This window comes from Thainema salinarum CENA647 (assembly GCF_057732415.1).
Genome location: NZ_JBYJZJ010000022.1, coordinates 1,644,745 through 1,665,292, shown reverse-complemented (window position 1 = coordinate 1,665,292; position 20,548 = coordinate 1,644,745). Strand labels below are relative to the sequence as shown.

The 20,548-nt window shown below is 48.7% G+C and carries 19 protein-coding genes; 6 read left to right on the top strand and 13 right to left on the bottom strand.

Going from position 1 to position 20,548, the window contains the following annotated elements; all coding sequences use genetic code 11:
* Positions 1–52 precede the first annotated feature (52 nt).
* From AC286M_RS14120 to AC286M_RS14080, 9 genes are all read right to left on the bottom strand, one after another.
* Positions 53–1,003: a F0F1 ATP synthase subunit gamma gene (locus AC286M_RS14120; protein ID WP_488204998.1), complete on the bottom strand. Its 951-nt coding sequence runs from the start codon at positions 1,001–1,003 to the stop codon at positions 53–55.
* Between the two features lie 78 nt (positions 1,004–1,081).
* Positions 1,082–2,599 carry a F0F1 ATP synthase subunit alpha gene (gene atpA, locus AC286M_RS14115; RefSeq protein ID WP_488204997.1) on the bottom strand — a complete coding sequence of 506 codons (1,518 nt, stop codon included), beginning with the start codon at positions 2,597–2,599 and terminating at the stop codon, positions 1,082–1,084.
* Between the two features lie 72 nt (positions 2,600–2,671).
* Positions 2,672–3,232, bottom strand: a complete 561-nt coding sequence (atpH, locus tag AC286M_RS14110) for an ATP synthase F1 subunit delta (protein ID WP_488204996.1) — start codon at positions 3,230–3,232, stop codon at positions 2,672–2,674.
* Positions 3,233–3,784, bottom strand: a complete 552-nt coding sequence (locus AC286M_RS14105; RefSeq protein WP_488204995.1) for a F0F1 ATP synthase subunit B — start codon at positions 3,782–3,784, stop codon at positions 3,233–3,235.
* 186 nt (positions 3,785–3,970) lie between these two features.
* Positions 3,971–4,450, bottom strand: coding sequence for a F0F1 ATP synthase subunit B' (locus AC286M_RS14100; RefSeq protein ID WP_488204994.1), 480 nt, complete (start codon positions 4,448–4,450; stop codon positions 3,971–3,973).
* A 153-nt stretch (positions 4,451–4,603) separates the two neighbouring features.
* Complete coding sequence (atpE, locus tag AC286M_RS14095) at positions 4,604–4,849, bottom strand: ATP synthase F0 subunit C (protein ID WP_488204993.1); 246 nt, start codon at positions 4,847–4,849, stop codon at positions 4,604–4,606.
* Between the two features lie 145 nt (positions 4,850–4,994).
* Entirely contained in the window at positions 4,995–5,759 is a 765-nt protein-coding gene (gene atpB / locus AC286M_RS14090; protein WP_488204992.1) for a F0F1 ATP synthase subunit A, read from the bottom strand.
* A gap of 52 nt (positions 5,760–5,811) precedes the next feature.
* Positions 5,812–6,276 carry an ATP synthase subunit I gene (locus AC286M_RS14085; RefSeq protein WP_488204991.1) on the bottom strand — a complete coding sequence of 155 codons (465 nt, stop codon included), beginning with the start codon at positions 6,274–6,276 and terminating at the stop codon, positions 5,812–5,814.
* Between the two features lie 167 nt (positions 6,277–6,443).
* Positions 6,444–7,646, bottom strand: coding sequence for a class I SAM-dependent methyltransferase (locus AC286M_RS14080; RefSeq protein ID WP_488204990.1), 1,203 nt, complete (start codon positions 7,644–7,646; stop codon positions 6,444–6,446).
* Between the two features lie 498 nt (positions 7,647–8,144).
* Between AC286M_RS14080 and AC286M_RS14075 the strand changes: the two genes are divergently transcribed.
* The 4 genes from AC286M_RS14075 (at position 8,145) to AC286M_RS14060 (ending at position 14,455) form a co-directional block, all read left to right on the top strand.
* Positions 8,145–11,546, top strand: a complete 3,402-nt coding sequence (locus AC286M_RS14075) for a phycobilisome rod-core linker polypeptide (protein WP_488204989.1) — start codon at positions 8,145–8,147, stop codon at positions 11,544–11,546.
* A gap of 278 nt (positions 11,547–11,824) precedes the next feature.
* Entirely contained in the window at positions 11,825–12,238 is a 414-nt protein-coding gene (locus AC286M_RS14070; RefSeq protein ID WP_488204988.1) for a hypothetical protein, read from the top strand.
* Between the two features lie 12 nt (positions 12,239–12,250).
* On the top strand, positions 12,251–13,111 hold the full coding sequence (locus tag AC286M_RS14065) for a carbohydrate ABC transporter permease (protein WP_488204987.1): 861 nt from the start codon (positions 12,251–12,253) through the stop codon (positions 13,109–13,111).
* A gap of 225 nt (positions 13,112–13,336) precedes the next feature.
* Entirely contained in the window at positions 13,337–14,455 is a 1,119-nt protein-coding gene (locus AC286M_RS14060) for a WD40 repeat domain-containing protein (protein ID WP_488204986.1), read from the top strand.
* A 289-nt stretch (positions 14,456–14,744) separates the two neighbouring features.
* Here the strand turns inward: AC286M_RS14060 and acsF are convergent, their stop codons facing one another.
* The 3 genes from acsF to AC286M_RS14045 all read right to left on the bottom strand — a co-directional run bounded on the left by acsF (position 14,745) and on the right by AC286M_RS14045 (position 17,245).
* On the bottom strand, positions 14,745–15,821 hold the full coding sequence (gene acsF / locus AC286M_RS14055; RefSeq protein ID WP_488204985.1) for a magnesium-protoporphyrin IX monomethyl ester (oxidative) cyclase: 1,077 nt from the start codon (positions 15,819–15,821) through the stop codon (positions 14,745–14,747).
* A gap of 149 nt (positions 15,822–15,970) precedes the next feature.
* The gene (ylqF, locus tag AC286M_RS14050) at positions 15,971–16,834 is read right to left on the bottom strand and encodes a ribosome biogenesis GTPase YlqF (RefSeq protein WP_488204984.1); all 864 of its coding nucleotides are present in this window, start codon (positions 16,832–16,834) and stop codon (positions 15,971–15,973) included.
* Positions 16,835–16,846: 12 nt separating this feature from the next.
* Complete coding sequence (locus tag AC286M_RS14045; protein ID WP_488204983.1) at positions 16,847–17,245, bottom strand: universal stress protein; 399 nt, start codon at positions 17,243–17,245, stop codon at positions 16,847–16,849.
* 454 nt (positions 17,246–17,699) lie between these two features.
* Between AC286M_RS14045 and AC286M_RS14040 the strand changes: the two genes are divergently transcribed.
* The gene (locus tag AC286M_RS14040; RefSeq protein WP_488204982.1) at positions 17,700–18,905 is read left to right on the top strand and encodes a phosphoglycerate kinase; all 1,206 of its coding nucleotides are present in this window, start codon (positions 17,700–17,702) and stop codon (positions 18,903–18,905) included.
* A gap of 270 nt (positions 18,906–19,175) precedes the next feature.
* Here the strand turns inward: AC286M_RS14040 and rpsF are convergent, their stop codons facing one another.
* On the bottom strand, positions 19,176–19,487 hold the full coding sequence (rpsF, locus tag AC286M_RS14035) for a 30S ribosomal protein S6 (protein ID WP_488204981.1): 312 nt from the start codon (positions 19,485–19,487) through the stop codon (positions 19,176–19,178).
* Between the two features lie 160 nt (positions 19,488–19,647).
* On the opposite strand from rpsF, the gene AC286M_RS14030 reads away from it, so the two are divergent.
* Complete coding sequence (locus tag AC286M_RS14030) at positions 19,648–20,481, top strand: fumarylacetoacetate hydrolase family protein (RefSeq protein WP_488204980.1); 834 nt, start codon at positions 19,648–19,650, stop codon at positions 20,479–20,481.
* Positions 20,482–20,548 lie beyond the last annotated feature (67 nt).

The following is a 20,548-nucleotide window of genomic DNA, read 5'->3' as shown; positions in this document are numbered from 1 at the left end:
GCTTATTGCTCGTAATCTGACTACTGAGCAAGACACGAATGTGTTTCTTGGCTTAACCGCTTAGCGCTTCAGCTCCTGCAACGATTTCGAGGATCTCCTGCGTGATGCTAGCCTGACGTGCCTTGTTGTAAACAACCGAGAGATTCTGAATCAGTTCAGTTGCGTTGTCGCTGGCATTATTCATTGCGGTCATCCGTGCAGCCAGTTCGCTCGCGGCTGCTTCCTGTAATGCCCGTAAAAGCTGGTTATTCAAGTAAAGCGGCAGCAAAGCATCTAGAATTTGAACCGGATCTTGTTCAAAAATCATATCCTTCGGCAAGCTTTGCGCCGTGTTCTGAACGGTTTCCCGCTCTACGTCGAACTGCCCACCCCGAGTGGTCAAACGGAAAATTTCGTCATCGTGAGCTTCTAATCCTTGAGGATCTAAAGGCAGCAGAGTCTGTACTACAGGACGAGAGCTAACCAGAGAAACAAAGCGAGTGTAAATCAGCTCTGCGCGATCGATTTTCTCAGAGAGAAACAGCGATAGCAGCTCATCTGCAATCTTAGACGCTTCATCAGCGGTCGGAATTTGCTCAAGCTCAGTGAACACAGCATCAATGGGATGCTCACGCCGCTGGAAATACTGATTCGCCTTACGACCAATAATGATTAAACGATAGTCCAGCCCTTCCGCCTGAACTTCTTTGATCCGATTTTCTGCTCGCTTGATGATGTTGCTGTTGTAGGCTCCACAAAGACCTCTATCGCCAGCAACAACGACTAACCCAACCGTCTGAACGTCCCGCTTTTTGAGCAGAGGCAAATCTGCATCCTCGAACCGGAGACGCGCCTGCAATCCAAAGAGAACTTGGGCTAGACGATCAGCAAAGGGACGAGTAGCTGTAACCTGCTCTTGGGCACGGCGAACTCGGGCTGCGGCCACAAGGCGCATGGCTTCGGTAATCTTGCGGGTATTTTTAACGGATTGGATGCGATCGCGAATTGATTTAAGATTTGCCATAATTCTGTACGTCCACAACATCGAGCCACCGAGAACTGTATGGGAACAGACTGCTCGGTGGCATCTCAACCTGCTTTCTTACGCAGAGGCCATCATGGTCTGCTTAAATTCAGTGATCGCCTCTTTGAGAATCGTTTCTGCCTCGTCGGTCAGCTTCTTCTCAGACTTGATGAGTTCAGCAAACTTGGGCTTGCTGGTCTTCAAGTACTCGCGGATACCCTTCGTAAAGGTTGTCACCTTATTAACCGGAACATCATCCAAATGACCGTTGATACCCGCGTAGATGATGGCAACCTGCTCAGCGACTGACAGCGGAGAGTACTGAGGCTGCTTCAACAGCTCACGCAGACGCTCACCGCGAGCTAGCTGCTGCTGAGTGGCCTTATCTAAGTCAGACGCAAACTGAGAGAATGCTTCCAGCTCTGCATACTGAGCTAGTTCCAGCTTGACCTTACCCGCAACCTGCTTCATCGCCTTGATTTGAGCCGCAGATCCCACACGAGATACCGAAATACCCGCGTTAATAGCAGGACGCAGACCCGCATTGAACAGGTCAGACGACAAGAAAATCTGACCGTCTGTGATGGAAATAACGTTGGTTGGGATGTAAGCCGAAACGTCACCAGCCTGGGTTTCAATGATGGGCAGTGCTGTCATGCTACCGCTACCGAGTTCGTCATTCAGCTTAGCGGCACGCTCTAGCAGACGGGAGTGCAAGAAGAATACATCACCAGGATACGCCTCACGTCCGGGTGGACGACGCAGCAAGAGGGACATCTGACGATAAGCCTGAGCCTGCTTGGACAAGTCATCATAAACCACGAGGGTATGACGGCCCTTGTACATGAAGTACTCAGCGATCGTTGCACCCGCATAAGGAGCAAGCCACTGTAGAGTAGCCGGATCACTCGCATTGGCAGCTACAACGATGGTGTAGTCAAGTGCGCCGCGCTCTTCCAATGCGCTGACGATTTGCGCAACGGTAGACGCCTTCTGTCCGATCGCAACGTAAACGCAGATCACATCCTCTTCTTTCTGGTTCAGGATGGTATCAATTGCGATCGCAGTCTTACCCGTTTGGCGGTCACCAATAATCAGCTCACGCTGGCCCCGTCCAATGGGGATCATCGCGTCGATTGCGGTAATACCCGTTTGCAGCGGTTCATGCACAGAACGACGGGCAATAATGCCAGGAGCAGGTGATTCAATCAAGCGGGTTTCGCTAGTTTGAATATCGCCCTTACCATCAATCGGACGAGCCAGAGGATCGACAACCCGACCAACCAAGGCATCCCCAACAGGAATTGCCGCGATCTGTCCCGTCGACTTAACAGAACTACCTTCTTGAATTTCTTGTCCACTGCCCATTAGAACCGCGCCAACATTATCCTCTTCCAGGTTAAGCGCGATACCAACTGTGCCATCTTCGAACTCAAGCAGCTCACTGGCCATAACCTGGTCAAGGCCATAAATCCGAGCGATGCCGTCACCAACCTGAAGTACAGTTCCAACATTGGAAACCTGGACATCCTGATCGTATTGCTCGATCTGCTGGCGAATAATATTGCTAATTTCGTCAGGTCTGATGCTTACCATGGGAATTGCTGTCTCAAATAACTAATGAACAACGATGGAAATGGAAACTGGGTAAACGTAAGAACGCCTAGACTAGGCAGAAGACTTCATCAGCTGATTGCTAATTTTGCGCAGTTGTCCCCTCAAACTTGCATCAATCACCCGAGAGCCAACTTTGATGATGACTCCTCCCAGCAAGTTAGGATCAACCTCTACTTCCAGATCAACTGACTGAGCACCCGTAAATGATTGAACCTTCTGCCGAATTTGCTCCTCTTGATCCGCAGTCAGTTGCACAGCCGCCTTTACTTCAGCTAAAGCAATTCCCTTCAGCTTACGTACAAGAGCCTGATACTGGCGACAAATTCCGCTCAAGAACAGCAAACGACCCCGATCAACTAGAAGCAGCAAGAAATTCAGCGTGTAGGAATGAAGCTGCTCACCGAATACCTGCCTAATCACAGATTTCTTGACATCCGGTTTGATCATAGGACTCTCGACGAATCCGCGTAGATCCTCAGATTCGCTGAGCAACTGTAGAATTGCACTCATATCGTCGTTGAATCGATCAACAAGATCATGTTCTTTGGCCAACGACATATAAGCCTGTGCATAAGGCTCAATGACTTCAGACGTAATAATGCTATCCTGCATCTACATTCCTCCCAGTCGATCAATACTATGGCTGATGAGTTGCTGCTGCACATTATCATTCAAATGATCAGACAACTGGGACTCTGCTTTCTCAAGTGCCAAAGTTGCAATCCGCCGCCGTAATTCAGTCACGATACGCTCTTGCTGAGAACTCAAATCCTGCGCTGCAGAAGCCTTTAAACGCTCTAAATCTTTTTCGGATTGAGCTAGAACCTCTGCCTTTGCGCTTTCCGCATTCTTTTGAGCGGTTTCCAAGATACGCTTTGCCTCAGCTTGCGCTTGTGCCAGCTTTTGCTGCTGCTCAGCCAAAGCAGACATTGCCTCTTGCTTGCGTTGTTCTGCCTCCCGGATGGCTGTTTCTAAACGAGATCGGCGCTCTCCCAGGATGTTACCCAGTAGTTTGCGTCCAAAGTAAAACAGAACACCGATAACAATCGCAAGATTGATTAGGTTAGTTTCTAAAATATCGAAATTCAATCCAAAACCGCTTTCCTCACCAGCCTCAGCCAAAAAGCTATTAATGAGTAAAGCTGTCTGTAAACAGATTCCCATGATTCTCGTCCATTGTTGCGTTGCCTTACGGCACATTCACTCAGCGCTAATTTGCCTAACTTGCGTTAACTGACAATCCGCTTACTAAGCGTTGTGCAATTTGCCTCCAGTCAATCTGCATCAAAATCAAGCGCTTAACTCTAAATCAGCAGCATAAAAACGTCACCAATCCGGCCAAGGCGTTATCTATGCAGATACATTTAGCAACTTGTCTAATATCTGACGGCTTAAATCATCTACTTGCTGCTCAAGAGAAGAAAAAGCCTGCTGTTTTTGCTGGTCAAGCTCAGCTTGCACTTGCTCCCGTTGAGCCTGTGATTCTTGCTGGGCTTCGGCCATCTTCTGAGATGCAATTTTCTGAGCCTCTGTTCGTGCGGTAGCGACAACTTCTTGAGCTTTTCTGCGGGTATCTGCTAGTTCTTGTCGATACTGCTGTTCAAGCTGCTTAGCTTTCGCCAGACGTTCACGAGCTTCGGTTTGATTACTGCGAATATAACCGTCACGCTCGTCAATCGCCTTGCCTAGAGGTTTGTAGAAAGTTGCATTAAGAATAGCCGCTAACACTAAAAATTGAACTGCCATTAACGGAAGTGTGGCATCAAAATCAAAGAGGCCGCCCTCTTGAGCCGCTTCCGCTACAAACAGTGCTGTCCAATGAAACATCATGTCTAAAGGCTTTCCACAACCTATACATTTAGATGGTCAAAAATGAGCCTAATCTTGCCACTGGCCTATTGATCTAGGACTACATTTGAGATGGCCGTAGAGATGATAGCCAAAAACTAAATTCATCTCTACGAAAATCCATCTCTCTAACCCTTATGCAAAGGGATTGGCGAACAGCAGAACGAGCGCAACAACCAATCCATAAATTGTTAGCGCTTCCATGAATGCCAAGCTAAGTAGCAAGGTGCCGCGAATCTTTCCTTCAGCTTCAGGCTGCCGCGCAATACCTTCTACAGCGCGACCTGATGCAGAACCCTGACCAATACCAGGGCCAATAGCAGCTAAACCGACGGCCAAAGCAGCAGCCAAGACAGAAGCAGCAGAAGTTAATGAGTCCATGATTGATATTCCTTACTGGTACTTACAGAACAAACTATGTACACGTATGCACACTTAAGTTGGCAGGTCAAATCCGACCCTCAAGCCTGAACGCACGACATCTTAATGATCGATCGCACTCGTTCAAGCTGGATTCATGAGGGAGTTATGCATGTTCCTCATGCTCTCCACCATGCCCCTCGATTGCCTCACCGATGTAGGCAGCAGCGAGTGTTGCAAAAATCAATGCCTGAATCGCACTCGTAAATAACCCTAGGATCATTACGGGTAAAGGTACAAACAGAGGTACCAACAGCACCAATACAGCAACGACGAGTTCGTCTGCCAAGATATTTCCAAATAAACGGAAACTCAGGGAGAGGGGCTTAGTAAAGTCTTCCAAAATATTGATAGGAAGCAAAATTGGAGTAGGCTCGATGTATTTAGCAAAGTATTTCAAGCCACGCTTGCTAAATCCAGCGTAAAAATAAGCCAATGACGTTAATAGAGCCAAGGCTACGGTTGTATTAATGTCGTTCGTTGGTGCAGCCAATTCTCCCGCTGGTAGTGAAAATAGCTTCCAGGGTACTAAAGCTCCAGACCAATTCGAGACAAAAATAAACAGAAAGAGCGTACCAACAAAGGGAACCCAAGGTCGATACTCTTTCTCGCCAATCTGGTTTTTCGCAAGATCACGAATGAATTCCAGGCCGTATTCCATAAAGTTCTGTAGACCAGATGGAATGCGCTGAATATTACGGGTTGCTAAAACCGTGGCTATCACTAAAATCGCGATAACGAACCAAGATGTTAAAAACACTTGGCCGTGAACCTTTAAATTCCCAATGTGCCAATAATAATGTTGGCCTACTTCTAACTCCGCCAAGGGAAATGAACCCAAGGCTTCGCTTAGTCCGCTTAGTATCGCCATCTAAACAATCCCCAGGGATCAACAGATGCAAACAAATTTTGTCGAAAGCAATCTAGGATTGAGTTGAATTAGGCAAGAAAACGACCCGAAGGGTATAGACAATTAGAGCTGCCTTGTAGGTGAGAAATCCTAAAAAGACAGGAATAACCTCTAATTGCTGCCATTGGGTAGCAATCAAGATTAAGCCGATAAATACGGCTAGTCTTCCGCTTCCTAAATTCTTTCGCTGTCTGCCAAGCTGAGCTACATTCCTTGACAACATCTTTAAGTAAATCACACCAGCGCACGCCCCGATGACATAACTGAGTGATGTGTCCAGCGAATAGGCAATCCAAATGAATGGAAAAACAATCACTGCGATCGCAACAGTAAACCGAAGTAAAAGCTGCTGCAATTCGTAATACTCAGACATTGACGGATCAGGCTCTTCAGGCAACAAGCCTGGAGTTTCCTGTTCCTGCAATTCATCAGATTCTGCAATGGGCAATTCGTTATTTGAGTTCACAAGGCTGAGCACCAGTTAAACAAATGGCTGAGTCCCATATTTGACAGACCAGGAGAGATCATATCACGCAGCGGGTAACAATACTTAACGGGTTGCCAAGATATTGGGATTCATGATTTCTATGTTTTATTCGTTAAATGAAATAAAACTGAATAGAGGGCTGCAGTTTCAGCCAAAGACTAGCTCGAAGGCTGGGTCAACGTGATTAAGCGGCGATCATGTAAAGAACGAACATCATCCAAACTGATGGGGATCTGCGTCAAAATATCGATGAGTTTCTGTGTTTTGGTTTGATTGGCCTCACACTGCTTCAAGAAATCAAATTCGCGATCGCTGAGCCGAATAATCTCATAATCCGCATTGAAGAGACACTGACTCGGCCAGCCGTCGATACAGGGATGGAGTTGGGGGACTGTCTGTCGCAGGACTTCGTCCGATGACCAATCCTGACGAGAAAACGGTGGGCACGCTAAGAAAAACTCGTAGTGGGTGACTTCCGGATCGAGCAGTTCAATTAGCCGATACCGTTCCCGTCCACTGAGCTGTTGAGCCCGCTGCATCAGCTCTGGGTTATTGCCGACCAGCCGTTCCAGGCTCCAATAGTTGGGATTTGAGAACCCGACAAATTCCAGTCCAGATGCATCAATCAGCTCAAACAGGGTGTCTACGTTGTAAACGATTTCCTGGGGATGGACATACATGTCAGCGAAACATTCGTCCCGCTGGTTTTCCATTGACCAGCGCTCTTTTTCCCGCCGCACGAGACGATTGTTTTCCGGCAGGCTGCTAAACAACTGTCTACCTAGCTGAACACCATCGCGATAATCTCCTTGACGATCACCTTGGAGAAGTGCGATCGCACGTTGCATGAGGGTAATTTCCCAACGCCCCAGTTCGGCGTAGACAAAAATATGCATGATGCCGCCGGGAGCCAGTTTCAGTGCCAGGGACTGAATGCCTTTAATCGGATCCGGCAAATGGTGCAGCACACCAACGCAGTTAATCAAATCAAACTCGCCCGGAATTTGGTCAATGTCATACAGGCTGAGTTGATGAAACTCGACGCGCTCGGCTTTGGAACGCTGGCATCGTTCTTGAGCAACTGCGATCGCGCCTGCGCTCAAATCAATACCCACTACCTGTGCGTTGGAATTGAGATGTACTAAGTATTCAGTACTAACACCCGTGCCACAGCCCGCATCCAAAATTCGCACATCCTCAGTTTCAGGCGTCCGTCCTGTGCAAAAGCTGTAGGCTGCAGTCCAGTTCCACCGCCAGTTGTACCCCGGAGGCGGTTCGTCTAATAAGGGTTCAGGCGGAAACGGATAGGTATCGTAAAGTTTGGCAACCGCATCACTAATTTGACTATGGATTTCACGCATGCCGTTCACAAAATGCATTCGATTCTAATATTTACAACAAAAGTTAAGCGCTGCCTTGAGCATTGGTCATGATTGGAGAAGCACTGGCGCGGAAGTTCATAAATTCTGAGCCAACGCCGGATCGCTCCAGGTTGCCCTTAATCAATGCTTAATCAATGTCTATATCGCCATGTCAGTCCTGAACGACGACGATCAAGGTAACAAAACTTATCACTTCTCTCAGGAAATCTACTTTCATCCCCTATGATGACCTAGAGGAATTAAGAAATAGGGAACTACACAGTTTTTAATAAATCAGTGTTACGACCCTGAAACGTTTTAATCTAAAAACACTAAAGCTAGCGACCTCTGGACTGTTATTTATCCCTGCTTACTGTTTGCTCTATATCTACGTGCTCTGTATCTACAAGCCTTGATATATGAGAAAACAGCGGTGGGCTGGAGCGTTCCAGGTCTAATGCAGTTACTGAAACTTCTGAAGGGAGCTTTTGAGATCCAATGAGTGTTAAAGCAAGTGGTGGAAGCTCTGTTGCACGTCCGCAACTCTATCAAACTCTCGCGACGTCAACGATTTCACAAGCGGAACAGCAAGATCGTTATTTAGAGCGTGGAGAACTTGCAGAACTATCGAATTATTTCAGCTCGGGTTTTAGACGCCTAGAGATTGCGCAGGCAATCACCAGCAATTCAGAGCTGATTGTATCCCAGGCCGCCAACCGTATTTTTACGGGTGGTTCGCCCATGTCCTTCCTCGAAAAGCCGGAAGAGGAAGAGGCCGTTCCAATGATGACTGTCGGTGGAACGGAGTTGAACACACAGGAAGCGATGAAGCTAGGAACCGCGACCTATATTGAGAGCGGTGGCGGCTTCTTAGAGGGAATTCGTTCTCTCTTCAGTGCTGGATCGGCTGGGCCTGTTCCGGCTGGTTTCCGTCCCATCAATGTGTCTCGTTACGGCCCCAGCAACATGCAGAAGTCGCTGCGCGACCTGAGCTGGTTCTTGCGCTACGTTACCTATGCGATCGTGGCTGGCGACCCCAATATCATCTCCGTCAACGTTCGAGGACTCAGAGAAATTATTGAGAACGCTTGTTCTGGCGAAGCAACTATTGTTGCACTACAGGAAATGCGGCAGGGTGCGTTGAGACTCTTCCGTCAGGATGCAGATGCCAGCGCAACGGTTGCTCAATACTTTGAAGTTCTGATTAACGAGTTTAAGGCTCCAGCTCCTTCAGACAAACTGCGGCAGCGTCCTTCAGCCGATCTTCAAGGACTTCAGCTTCCTCAGATTTACTTCAATGCGGCAGAGCGTCGTCCGAAGTATGCAATGAAGCCGGGTCTGTCCTCGACTGAGAAAACCGAAATTGTCAAGGCTGCCTATCGCCAGGTTTTTGAGCGCGACATTATCAGAGCGTATTCTCTCGGTATCTCTGATCTCGAATCGAAGGTCAAGAACAACGAAATCTCCATGAAGGAGTTTGTTCGCCGCCTCGGGAAGTCACCGCTCTACCGTAAGAACTTCTATGAGCCTTATATCAACAGCCGCGCCCTAGAGTTGGCTTTCCGTCATTTCCTCGGTCGTGGCCCAAGTTCACGGGAAGAGGTGCAAAAGTATTTTGCGATCGTATCTGAAGGTGGACTACCTGCATTAGTTGACGCCCTAGTAGATTCGCAGGAATATTCCGACTACTTCGGGGAAGAAACCGTTCCTTACCTGCGCGGACTCGGCCAGGAAGCTCAAGAGTGCCGCAACTGGGGGCCACAGCAGGAGCTATTTAACTACAGTGCTCCATTCCGCAAAATTCCCCAGTTCATCACTACCTTTGCGGCTTACGGACAGCCTTTACCCGATCAGCATGTCTATGGTTCTGGTAACGACCCGTTAGAAATTCAGTTCGGTGCAATCTTCCCGAAAGAAACCAAGAATCCGAGTGCCAGCCCTGCTCCATTTGGTAAAGACACCCGCCGGATTTTGATTCGCCGTGGCCCTGGTATCTACAATCAGCTCAGCAATCCTGCTGCGCGACCTGTTGCTCCGGGTTCACTAGGCCCCAAAGTCTTTAAGCTAGATCAGCTACCCGGAGGCGGTGGCAGTGGCGCAAACGTCAAGTTTGCTGAAAGCTCTACCCAAGCAGTTATTCGTGCTGCCTACCTACAGGTGTTTGGCCGTGACGTTTACGACGGTCAGCGCCTGAAGGTTGATGAAATCAAGCTAGAGAACGGTGAAATCACAGTACGCGAGTTTATTCGCCGACTAGCCAAATCAAATCTGTTCCGCAAGATGTACTGGACATCGTTGTATGTAACGAAGGCCGTTGAGTACATTCATCGCCGACTGCTAGGTCGTCCCACCTATGGACGTAAGGAAATCAACAGTTATTTTGATCTCTGTGCGAAGCAGGGCTTTTATGCGCTGATTGATGCCATCATCGACAGCGATGAATACAACCAGTCCTTTGGTGAAGATACCGTTCCTTACGAGCGCTATTTAACCCCAGCTGGCGTTTCCCTCCGCACCGTTCGGGTTGGCTCCATTCAAGATAAGGGTGCTCGGGTTGAGAAAAACGTTGCGCCACGGTTTGTTCAACTTGGTACACCCGAATCGAATAATCGGACAGCACCGGATGTTCAGTTCCGCATTGCCCAAGGTGTAAGCCAGCAGCGTCAACAGACGAAAGTTTTCAAGCTGACAAATACAACCAGCAAGGTTGAACTGCAAGCTGTGGTTGGTGCAGCTTACCGTCAAGTCTTTGAGCGGGATATTGCTCCGTACATTGTTCAGAATGAGTTCTCAAAACTAGAAAGTAAACTAGGCAACGGCGAAATCACAGTTAAAGAGTTCATTGAAGGATTAGGTAATTCTGAACTCTACGTTCGGGAGTTCTACACGCCGTATCCAAACACGAAAGTAATCGAATTGGGTACCAAGCACTTCTTGGGACGGGCACCCCGCGATCAGGCTGAAATTCGGAAGTACAATCAGATTTTGGCGTCTGAGGGTATTCGCAGCTTTATCAACGCGATGGTTGGTAGCGCTGAATATGCTGAGGTATTCGGTGAGGACGTTGTTCCATACCGTCGCTTCCCGACCCTACCAGCCGCTAACTTCCCGAATACTGAGCGTCTGTATAACCAGCTGACCAAGCAAAATAAGGATCTGGTTGTTCCCAGCTTTGAGCCAGTTAAAGCTCGAATGGATAATACCAAGATGCCACTGATGTCCAAGTCAATGGCTGATGTGCAATCCCAGGCTCGCCAAATGGATAAGAGTAAGCCTCTGTTCGTAGAACTAGGCCGCTCATTCCTGCCTGAAGGCGAAGGCCAGTCCGTTGAGGTTGGTGTAGGTACAACACGCCGCAAGCCAGCGCGTATTTATCGCCTAACCCAACATGCAAACCGGACCGAAACCGAGGTGGTTATTAATGCAGCTTACTGCCAGGTGATGGACATCTTCAGTGGACAAGTTCCAGAAGACCTACGTGTATCGGCTCTGGATAGCCGCTTGCGAAATGGCGAAATTTCAGTACGTGAATTCGTTCGCGAACTCGCAAGTTCTGACATTTACTGCCGTCGCTTTTATACTCCCTACCCCAATACTAAAGTGATTGAATTCTTGTTCCGTCACTTGCTGGGTCGGGCTCCAGCCACGCAAGGCGAAATCCGCCAGTACAACAAGCTTTTGGCAGATGAAGGATTGCGAGCTGCAGTTGAGACGATGGTAAATGGAGCTGAATACGCACGCTTCTTTGGTGAAGATGTCGTACCGTATAAGCGCTTCCCGTCTTTGCCAGCAGGTAACTATTTGGGCAGCGTAAAGGCAGATGCAGATTTGGTTAAACAGTCCTGGTCTGACTTGTCACCGTCCTATATTACGGGTCGTTTTACTGGATCGGTTGACTAATCGACGATAGATTCCCCACTTGCTAATTAACAAAGAGGCCAAAGCTAACTTAGTTTTGGCCTCTTTTGCTGGCTGACCGCCAGGTTCTGTCGATTAACCTTTCAAGTTTGTTATCTGTTTAGGAAAACCAGCTATAGTTGCTTGGAAGGTCTGTACAGCTGTGCCTTCATATGAGATTTGTCTAACTTCGAGCATTTTCTCGGTTTATGAGGGGAAACTCCTCTCGCTAGGATAGATAGAAGGTCTTGGCACCAACGTATCTTTACCTTTATGTTGTAATGACTTTAGCTGTTCAATCTGGAGCTCCTGCTACAGTGTCATCTCAAGGTTCGGAACACTCCTATATCGACGATATTCTAGGCGTTGCCATTTTTGATGTGAATGGCTTACCGAGGGAGTATTTCACAACCCCTGAAAGTAACAGCATGAACTGGGTTCAAACCGTTTTTCAGTCTCTGGGATTGAAGTCGTTGTTGATGTCGTCCTTGCGGGTAGATGGTTTTCGCCAGGCGGCAATTCGTACGACGCAACACTGCGCGGTGGTCGTCAAGCAGCGTGATCATTATATTGCGCTGTTAATGCCGCATAATGATACGAGTTTAAAGTTGATTCAGAATCGTCAGTTTTCAGCTTGGCTGGAGAAGTTTGAGGCCAAAGTACTGAGAAATCATGCACGATTTTGCGTTGTCTAGGATCAGTTATTGATGTCAGATCTACAGCGTCAAAATTTGCGATCGCACAAGTCACGCACCCAAGTTTTGGTTACTTATTTGCTGTTAGGTGCGATCGCACTTGTCATGCTGCTACCGTTGCTGTGGCTGGTCAGCACCTCATTTAAGTCACCCAGCGAAAATATTTTTCAGGTGCCGCCGCAGTTGATACCAGCAGCGCCAACGTTTAGAAACTATGTTGAGGTGTGGCGCAGTAATCCTTTTGGTCGCTATTTCTGGAACAGCACGATTATTGCAGTTTTGACCGTAGGGCTAAATTTACTCTTCTGTTCCCTAGCTGCGTATCCCTTAGCAAGGTTAACGTTTAAGGGGCGAGAGTTTCTGTTTAGCCTGATTGTTTCAACGATTTTGATTCCGTTTCAGATTGTGATGATTCCGCTGTATGTGCTGACGGTGAATTTGGGGCTGAAAAATACCTACATCGGCGTTATTTTCCCTGCAATCGCATCGGCTTTTGGCATCTTTTTGCTACGGCAGGCGTTCCTAGGTGTGCCGAAGGAACTGGAAGAGGCAGCTCGGATTGATGGCTGTTCAGAATTAGGGATTTGGTGGCATGTAATGCTGCCAGCGGTACGTCCGGCGTTGGTGACACTGGCAATTTTTGTCTTTATCGGCTCGTGGAGCGATTTTCTCTGGCCGCTAATTGTGCTGGATGATGTGGATTACTATACGTTGCCGCTAGGGATTGCTCAGCTTTCGGGCAGCAGCTTTTCGTTGGACTGGCGCTTAATTGCAGCGGGTTCAGTGATTTCGATTGCGCCTGTGATTCTGTTTTTTGTAGCGCTTCAGCAGTTTATTGTGCCGACTGAATCGGGTAGTGGTCTCAAAGGTTGAATCATGCCACTTCAACGCAAAATCTTACGCACAGATTAAGCTTTGAGTGCGATCGCACAACTTTCACTAAATAGCCTTGATTTGCAGATAGTCCGTAGATACGATGTAGAGGCAAGTTTGACTGGTATCCTTTTACACGCAGCGGGGCAGAAAGTACAGACACCTATTCACTTGCGACAGCACTCCAAATCCAACGCAATTAATCAAAGGTGAGCTATGAGCAACATGAAGACAATTCTGAAATCGGGTTGTCTTTTGCCTGCAGCTTTTGTTCTGGCCGGATTTTCGATCTATATTTTGTTTGAACAAGTGATATCACCTCGGATGGCCTCTTTGGGAGGCTGCAATCGATCCGCAGGTTGCTTATACACTGCTGTCAACGGTCGGCGACAAGTAGCAATTATTGGGTTCTCTAGTGATGGAAGCCAGCTACTCACCAACGGTACTAGCAGTGCCATGATTCATGATGCAACCAATGGCCGCACAATAACGCGCTTAGATAATAGCCGCGAGAACCACCGCTATAGAGTCTCTGGCGATCGCAGTGAAATTGTGGCGTATCGTCAGGATCACGTCAAATTTTTCGACTGGAACGGAAAACTGGTGCGAAGCTGGCTTCCTGATTTAGAGACATCTGTACGTGATGTGGCAACAGTGCCCCTAGTGAAGGGATTTCTAATCGCTGAAAAAGCTGGTGTTTCAATTCGTCATGCAGATGGTTCGCTAATCGCTCGCATCATTGAAGGGGAAGGCATCAACCACGTTGCGGCTTCTAACACAGGAGACTATGTTGCCGCCTATAACTTTGTCAATAACCAACTCATGGTTTGGCCGTTACAGCAGATCAGCAATGGCATCACGATTAATGATGTCGATGCAACGTCGATTCATCTGAGCGCCGATGGCTCGTTGCTAGCGGCGGGCGGAGCAGGCGGAGCTTATGTGTGGAACACAACCGATGGATCACTGGTCGCATCTGTGGCTCCAGAAGATATTCAAGTAACTGCAACAGCTCTCAGCGCAACTGGTGATCGACTGGCTGTTGGCTTCGACAATGGCAACGTTGCAGTCTTTGATGTCAATACAAATGAGGTGCTACAGCGCTTTGATCATAATCGCCAACCCAACCAAATTCGGTTTGATCCGATGGGAAGTAGCTTGGCTGTTGGGCTTAGTTCAGAAACTCGCGTCTCGGGTGGAGAAGCGATCTTTCGCAGGAGGCCGCGAGACCAACAAGAACTGGGTATACGACCTGGTGATTCGCTGCAGCAAAGCCAAAATCGTATCAGTGTGAGACCAGGTTATGCCATTGTCTGGTCGTTGGAAGATGATTCGCTTCAGTAAAGCAGGCTTAAAAAGCAGTACATGATACGACCCGGAACGTCATGACCTTTAGTAATTATAGTGATTTTAGTAGTTAAGACTGATAAGAACGAGAGAGGAGAATACCTCATCCTGAGGCACTCTCCTCTCTCGTTCTTATCTAGAACCGTTATAGCTATGGCAGATCGTTTTTGAGAAACCGCGAAAATAGACCAGCTGTAGAGGCGGATTTAGCCGACCCATTTTTGCCTTAAATCAAAACTGGTCAACGAAATCCGCTCCTACGGAGGATGTCTTTTAGATAGCAGTCTTAGAGAACAGTGTTGCGAGTTTGGGTGACATCAATGGGCTTCATCAGATAGAGGCTCAGCATGTGACCACCGATGGCCAGGATGTGAGGCAGCTTACGCAGGAGCTTGATCGGTGCAGGCTGATTCGACTTGCCGATCTCGCTTAAGGCTGCGTTGTGCTCGGTGGACTTGTCGAGCCGCTTGAAGAAGTCGGGATGATCCACATTGAGGATGACAGGGAAGACGCGAGCAGACGTCTCATTGGTCTTCTGAATGACGAGAATATCGTAGTCCCGTGCGTCCAAACCGATAGAAGCATAGAAATCTTTGCGCTGAATGTCGTTCAGGTACATCGTGGCAAAGACCGACAGCAGGAAGAAGCGGCACCACAGCTTTGCTTTCCAGTCGTTGAGGATGCTGGGCTGAGACTTCATCAGAGCTGAGAAGAAGTCACCGTGGCGGTTTTCATCCTGGCACCAGTTCTCGAAAAAGCGGAAGATAGGATAAATCCGGTTTTCTGGATGGGACTCCAGATGGCGATAAATGGTGATGTAGCGCCAGTAACCAATCTTTTCAGATAGATAGGTCGCGTAAAAAATGAATTTGGGCTTGAAGAAGGTGTACTTCTTGCTCTTAGTCAAGAAGCCCAAATCAAGCTGTAGGTTAAAGTCGGACATCGCCTTGTTGAGGAAGCCAGCGTGACGCGCTTCGTCTCGCGACATCAGCAAAAAGCACTCTGCCAGGGTAGGATTCTTATCCTTAAGGCGACGGCCCAGTTCCTTGTAGAGCAAGAAACCAGAAAATTCTGCTGTGCAAGAACGCTCTAGAAATTCAACGAACAGACGACGGGTTTCTCCATCGATGTGATCCCAAGATTGAGCAAACTCGTCATTGCGTACGAAGTGATGGCGATTGTAGTCAGCCCGAAACTCCTCCAGAATGGCTTGCAGTTCGTCTTCATTGACGGAAAGATCCATCTGAGCCATTTCTTCAAAGTCAGTGGTGTAGAAACGAGGCGTCAGAATGGTGTCCTGAGCCGGAGCTTTAACACCAGGCCGGATCTCATTAAATTCAGGTTTCTTGAGGGAATCTACCATGAGTCGTTTTACGCGCTTTTAATCTGTGCCGATGGATAAATAGACGAATTGGCATTTATTGCCATGAACCTCAGTCTATCAAGCTCTTGGAGTGGAATGAAGCTCTAGACCTTAAGAGTTGCTACACAGTATTAACGATTGTGAAGATTTTAATTCGGTGGAAGTTCAAGCGCGATCGCACCTAAAGTGCCTTTCCGAAAATCATTCAGCAGTTGGCGAGCGACTCGCTCCACATCGCCTTGATACTTCTGTTCTGCTAATTCCGCTAAATAGGACTCCCCGGTGAGATCAGTTGAGTCGAGTTCATAGCGCGATCGCAACACATCGGGCGGCATCCATTCGGCTCTTGCCTGTAACGCTTTAATTTGTTCAATCAGCGCTGCGGCAACTCGTTGGTTATCGTAAGCGGCTTCACCGATGTCATCACAGAGCGCTAGTTTGACGGCGGCTTCCTGATCTTCCAACTGAGACGGTAGTACTCCCGGCGCGTCCAGTAATTCCAGCTCATCAGAAATGCGAATCCAGCGGAGTTGTCGTGTGACGCCTGCTCGACGGGCGCTATCGGCGACACGCTTCCCGACGAGTCGATTAATCAAAGCTGATTTGCCAACGTTGGGAAAGCCGATGACCACGGCTCGAACCGCACGGGGACGCATACCGCGATCGAGGCGGCGCTGGTTCATCGATTCCCCTGCGGTTTGGGCCGCTTTCGCCACAGATCTTGTGCCCTTACCCTGTTTGGCATTGGCGAAGTATGGCACTTCTCCCTGCTCGCGAAACCAGGTTGTCCAAGCGTCGCGCACGTCACCGGGAATCATATCGACGCGGTTGAGTACCAGGACTCGTTCTTTTCCCTCAGTCCATCGCACCACATCTGGGTGATGAGTCGCTAGGGGAATGCGGGCATCACGAACTTCAAGTACAACGTCCACCCGCTTCAGCTGATCCATTAGTGCTTTCTCGGCCTTGGCAATGTGGCCTGGATACCACTGAATTGGAGGAGTTTGCATCATGGATTCTAAATACTAGGGAACAATCAAAACAGGACAAGGCGATAGGTTAATCACTCGATTGCTAACGCTTTCCGAAGCGCCATCTTCAATCAGTCCCATGCCGCGCGATCCCATGATGATGAGATCTGCATTTAATTCATCCGCTACATCACAGATCACAAAGGCCGGTAGCCCTTGGCGCTCTTGACCTTCAGCCGACAAACCAGCTTTGGTAAAGAAGGCTTTAACCTCTTCGAGTAAACGCGCCATTACTTCTGGTGAATGGGCTGGATCACGCTCAGCAGCGTTTTCTTCGACTACGGTCAGCACGTGCAGCTGACTATTATGGATCTTGGCCATCTCAGCGACAAGCTCAGCGGCCTCCCGTGACTCACGAGTTGCATTAACTGGGAACAAGATCTTGTCAAACATTGTGTATTCCCCCGTCCTAAACCTGCTGATTTCTAGAGCAGATAACTATGGAGTACCATGCCTGACGGCCACTAGGACACAGTTATCAATCAATCTTTTCACAGGTTGTCTGGCATTCTCCAGAATTTCAAGCAATTCATCGCCCGTGAACTGAGGCGATCCCCATTTCCGGTAGAATGCGAGTGGCTTGGCAAGGCATGAGTGTTTCAATCATAGCCTTACACAAAGATGATTATGGATATGCCCAATAGTGGCCGCAGTCACGTTGCTTGAATGTGTTGAAATGGCAAATTCAGGCCCATGACTGTTCTGCGGCTGCTTGTGATGCCGTTTGTGCTGAAGCAGCTGACTCGCTGATGTTTTGGGGGTTAGTCGTGCATCTGCGATCGCATTATGAGATGATTGGGATATTTAATAGGTATTTTTGCTTAGACGCAACCAGGAGGATTTATTCGTGGCTAAGAAAACCGTGGCAAACCTGTCGGCAGCCGATGTATCCGGTAAGCGAGTGTTTATTCGTGCTGATTTCAATGTTCCTTTAAATGACCAAGGCGAAATCACCGACGATACTCGCATCCGGGCTGCACTGCCGACGATTCAGGATCTAACATCCAAAGGGGCAAAGGTGATCCTGTCTAGCCACATGGGTCGTCCCAAGGGTGAAGTCAAGGACAGCATGCGGTTGACCCCGGTTGCGAAGCGTCTGTCTGAACTGCTTGGTCAGGACGTGATCAAGTGCGACGACTGCATCGGTGATGAAGTATCGTCCACCATCAACGGCATGTCTAACGGCCAAGTGGCCCTGCTGGAAAACGTGCGCTTCTACGCGGGTGAAGAAAAGAACGATCCCGAATTTGCTAAGCAGCTTGCCGCCAATGCTGACCTGTACGTCAACGACGCATTCGGTACCGCTCACCGGGCTCACGCGTCCACCGAGGGTGTGACCCACTACCTCAGCCCCTCTGTTGCTGGCTACCTGATCGAGAAGGAGCTGAAGTTCCTCAAGGGCGCGATCGAATCTCCTAAGCAGCCGCTAGCTGCCATCATCGGTGGTTCCAAAGTTTCTAGCAAAATTGGCGTAATCGAGACGCTGCTCGACAAGGTAGACAAGCTGCTGATCGGCGGCGGCATGATCTTCACTTTCTACAAGGCGCGTGGCCTGAGCGTCGGTAAGTCTCTGGTTGAAGAAGACAAGCTGGAACTGGCCAAGTCTCTGGAAGCCAAGGCAAAAGAGAAAGGCGTCGAGCTGCTGCTGCCCACCGACGTTGTGGTTGCTGACAACTTCGCCGCTGATGCCAATGCTCAAACGGTCAGCGTTGAAGCCATTCCCGATGGCTGGATGGGTCTGGATATCGGCCCCGACTCGATCAAAGTGTTCCAAGATGCGCTGGCTGACTGCAAGACCGTGATCTGGAACGGCCCAATGGGTGTGTTCGAGTTCGACAAGTTTGCCAAGGGCACAGAAGCGATCGCATATACGCTAGCTGACCTAACCAAGAAAGATGCCATCACCATCATCGGCGGTGGCGACTCAGTTGCGGCAGTCGAGAAAGTCGGCGTTGCTGACCAAATGAGCCACATTTCCACGGGTGGCGGTGCTAGCCTCGAACTGCTTGAAGGCAAGGAACTGCCGGGTATCGCAGCATTAGACGAAGCGTAAGATCAGTTTGATGAAGATCTGAAAACCATCTTGTAGGGGCGTTAGCGTAGCCATGCCCAAAGGGCTATATGGCCATTCTCCCCTACGAAACGTCATCGGTTTTAGCTCTACCTGTAAGGGCGGGTTTTGTTGATCAGTTTGGTTGAGAACCGACAACTTGTCGGCTAAACCCGCCCCTACAATTGGTCTGTATATCTGCACCGTGAAACAACAAAAAGAGAGGTTCTGGTTCAGAACCTCTCTTTTTGGGTTTTAGATTGAAACTGGAGCTTAAACCGCTTCTGCTTCTTCCTTGGGTAGTTCTTGCTGGAGAGTTAAATAGCGCAGTACGTCGCCGCTGTAGCGCATTGCCTTTTGCATAACTGCGATCGCATCTCCGGGAGCTTCATAATTCATTTGAATATAGATACCTTCCCGCTGGCGATCAATTTCGTAGGCCAAGCGGCGCTTACCGCGGTGCTGAGTATCAAGAATATTGGCACCTTGCTCTTTCAAGATATCCTGAAACTTAACAATTGCCTGATCAACTTGCTCTTCTCCGAGATCAGATCGGAGGATATACATTGTTTCGTACTGGTTCATGGAAAACAAACTCTCCTTATGGACACGAATGTGGCCTCTTCCAGTGCTAGCTTTAAAATCTAGGATTTTTTGAGGGTAATCAGCAAACCTAAAAATTTTGTGAGCCGCTTCTAAAAAAGAGGCAAGGACTTACAATCATAACAATAAATTGGCAGGTGTTATGGCTCAACGTTATGTCCGGGTACAAACCAAGGAGCAGGAAAAACTGCATTACGGATTGCTCCAGCCTGATCGACAGGTTAAAACGCTGGACGCTCCCCCCTGGCTTGGTGGTCAACCAACCAGCTTGGTCTTAGAACCAGACACCTACATTATGCTGGCTCCCTGCGCTCCGTCTAAAATTGTCGCGGTCGGCAAAAACTACGTGAAGCATGCCGCCGAAATGGGCGGGGAAGTGCCCCAAGAGCCACTCTTATTCTTAAAGCCCTCTACTACCGTAATCGCGTCCGGCAGCCCGATTTTGCGCCCTCCCCAGTCGCAGCGGGTGGATTACGAGGGTGAATTGGCCTTAGTCATTGGTGAGCGCTGCGTTGATTGCTCAATTGAAGAAGCCTATTCCTACATTTGGGGTTATACCATTGCCAATGACGTGACGGCTCGCGACTTTCAGCGGCGGGATAATCAATGGACGAGGGCAAAGGGCTTCGATACGTTTTGTCCGCTAGGCCCTTGGATTGTGCGGGAAGTCAGCCCTGGGGCGCGACTACAAACGTTTTTGAATGACCAAGAAGAACCCGTGCAATCAGTTGGGATAGACGAGATGGTGTTCTCGCCAGCGTTTTTGGTTTCATACATTAGCCAAATCATGACGCTGTTTCCCGGTGATGTCATCCTAACGGGTACACCTGAAGGTGTTGGATCGATTGAAGATGGCGATTATGTCAGCATTGAGATTGAAGGCATCGGTCGCTTAGAAAATCCGGTGCAAACGCGCAAGCCCGTAACAAATTCAGTCGATTTGGCAGATACGGAGACAGCTCCAGATGCTCCGTAGTTTGTAATACCCCCCCCAAAAGTGCATGGATCATACACTTTGGGGGATTTAGCTGCTAATTGGGAAT